The sequence below is a fragment of the Mesorhizobium sp. HAY1-8B genome (assembly GCF_056868045.1).
Map to the genome: position 1 here is coordinate 1 of NZ_CP200321.1, position 2,500 is coordinate 2,500.

Annotated in this window: 1 tRNA gene and 2 rRNA genes (1 of these 3 cut by a window edge); all 3 read right to left on the reverse strand. The window is 54.6% G+C overall.

Going from position 1 to position 2,500, the window contains the following annotated elements:
* Nucleotides 1–138: 138 nt before the first annotated feature.
* Nucleotides 139–215: transfer RNA gene (locus AC1VON_RS00005), tRNA-Met, on the reverse strand.
* Nucleotides 216–513: 298 nt separating this feature from the next.
* Nucleotides 514–628: ribosomal RNA gene (rrf, locus tag AC1VON_RS00010) — 5S ribosomal RNA — on the reverse strand.
* 198 nt (nucleotides 629–826) lie between these two features.
* Nucleotides 827–2,500 (reverse strand): 23S ribosomal RNA (locus tag AC1VON_RS00015) (it continues 1,124 nt past the right edge of the window).

Consider the following 2,500-nt stretch of genomic DNA (forward strand, 5'->3'; position numbering starts at 1 on the left):
TGGTTTTGGGGACAGGATTTGAGTTTTCTGTCCTCGGCGTCGGCTTGCTTCCTTGCGGGGCCCTGATGACAGGTTCAAATCGGCCGGCCGTGACAGCAAAATACAAAAGAGCCCGCACAAGGCGGGCTCTTTTGTATTTGGTTGCGGGGACAGGATTTGAACCTGTGACCTTCAGGTTATGAGCCTGACGAGCTACCGGGCTGCTCCACCCCGCGTCAACCCTCAGCAAGCGTTTGCTTGCTGATCTAGGCAAGCATTTTCTTGCCGAACTAAGCAAGGGTTTGCTTGCTGATCTAAGCAAGCGTTTTCTTGCTTTGGACGTAAGCGCACACCCACGAATAGGATGGCCTACAAATAGGTAGATGGCTCACCAAATGAAAGGGCCGCTTACGCGGCCCGTGTTTCCCGTTGGCGGGCCTTGTTCGTAGAGAGAAGATTTCATCACATCGACCCAAAAAATCGGCTTCGATTTCTGGAAGGTACGATGTGACACATAAAACGTGCATTTAGCAGACCTGGCAGCGACCTACTCTCCCGCGTCTTGAGACGAAGTACCATCAGCGCTGGAGCGTTTCACGGCCGAGTTCGGAATGGGATCGGGTGCAGCCGCTCCGCCATAACCACCAGGTCGGCAAAACGCACGTTGTTCGAGAAGCTGTTTTCTGTGCCAAGGCGACGTTTGCGTTTTGCTAACGGGCAAAGCCCGCAAGCGCGACTGCGCGCCGCCGGTTTTCCGGCGCCCTCGCGGAGCATAGGCCCGTAAGGGCCGCTCATGCGTGAGCGCTGGTAAGACCATCGTATTTCACGATGAGCATAAGGAATGAGAACGATCAAGCCGATCGAACTATTAGTACCGGTAAGCTTCAAGCGTTGCCGCTCTTCCACACCCGGCCTATCAACGTGGTCGTCTTCCACGGTTCTCAGGGAATACTCGTTTTAAGGTGGGTTTCCCGCTTAGATGCCTTCAGCGGTTATCCCGTCCGGATATAGCTACCCTGCTATGCGGCTGGCGCCACAACAGGTCCACCAGAGATCCGTCCATCCCGGTCCTCTCGTACTAGGGACAGATCCTTTCAATATTCCTACACCCACGGCAGATAGGGACCGAACTGTCTCACGACGTTCTGAACCCAACTCACGTACCGCTTTAAATGGCGAACAGCCATACCCTTGGGACCTGCTCCAGCCCCAGGATGCGATGAGTCGACATCGAGGTGCCAAACAACCCCGTCGATATGGACTCTTGGGGGTCATCAGCCTGTTATCCCCGGCGTACCTTTTATCCGTTGAGCGATGGCCCTTCCACGCGGGACCACCGGATCACTATGACCGACTTTCGTCTCTGCTCGACTTGTCAGTCTCGCAGTCAGGCAGGCTTATGCCATTGCACTCAGCGAACGATTTCCGACCGTTCTGAGCCCACCATCGCGCGCCTCCGTTACTCTTTAGGAGGCGACCGCCCCAGTCAAACTACCCACCATACATTGTCCCGGACCCGGATAACGGGCCGCGGTTAGACATCCATAGTAATAAGGGTGGTATTTCAAGGGTGGCTCCACCTGAGCTGGCGCCCAGGTTTCAAAGCCTACCACCTATCCTACACATGCCACTACGAATGCCAATGTAAAGCTATAGTAAAGGTGCACGGGGTCTTTCCGTCTAACCGCAGGAACCCCGCATCTTCACGGGGAATTCAATTTCACTGAGTCTATGCTGGAGACAGCGGGGAAGTCGTTACGCCATTCGTGCAGGTCGGAACTTACCCGACAAGGAATTTCGCTACCTTAGGACCGTTATAGTTACGGCCGCCGTTTACTGGGGCTTCGATTCAGAGCTTGCACCCCTCCTCTTAACCTTCCAGCACCGGGCAGGCGTCAGACCCTATACGTCGCCTTGCGGCTTCGCAGAGCCCTGTGTTTTTGATAAACAGTCGCTACCCCCTGGTCTGTGCCACCCTCCTCTGCTTGCGCAGAAAAGGGTCACGCTTCTTCCGAAGTTACGCGTGCAATTTGCCGAGTTCCTTCAGCATAGTTCTCTCAAGCGCCTTGGTATACTCTACCAGACCACCAGTGTCGGTTTCGGGTACGGTTTATAAGGAGGAGCTATTTCCTGGAACCACGCAGCAGCCCGTTCAATCCGATAAGATTGGACTACCTCAATGATCCGTCACTACCTCCAAGCCCACGAATATTAACGTGGTTCCCATCGACTACGCGTTTCCGCCTCGTCTTAGGGGCCGGCTAACCCTGCTCAGATTAGCTTTAAGCAGGAACCCTTGGTCTTTCGGCGGGGGAGTCTCTCACTCCCCTTACGTTACTCATGTCAGCATTCGCACTTCTGATACCTCCACCACCCCTCACGGGTATGGCTTCATCAGCTTACAGAACGCTCCGCTACCGCTCGTATTGCTACGAACCCTAAGCTTCGGTGTATGGCTTTAGCCCCGTTACATTTTCGGCGCAAAGACCCTTATTTAGACCAGTGAGCTGTTACGCTTTCT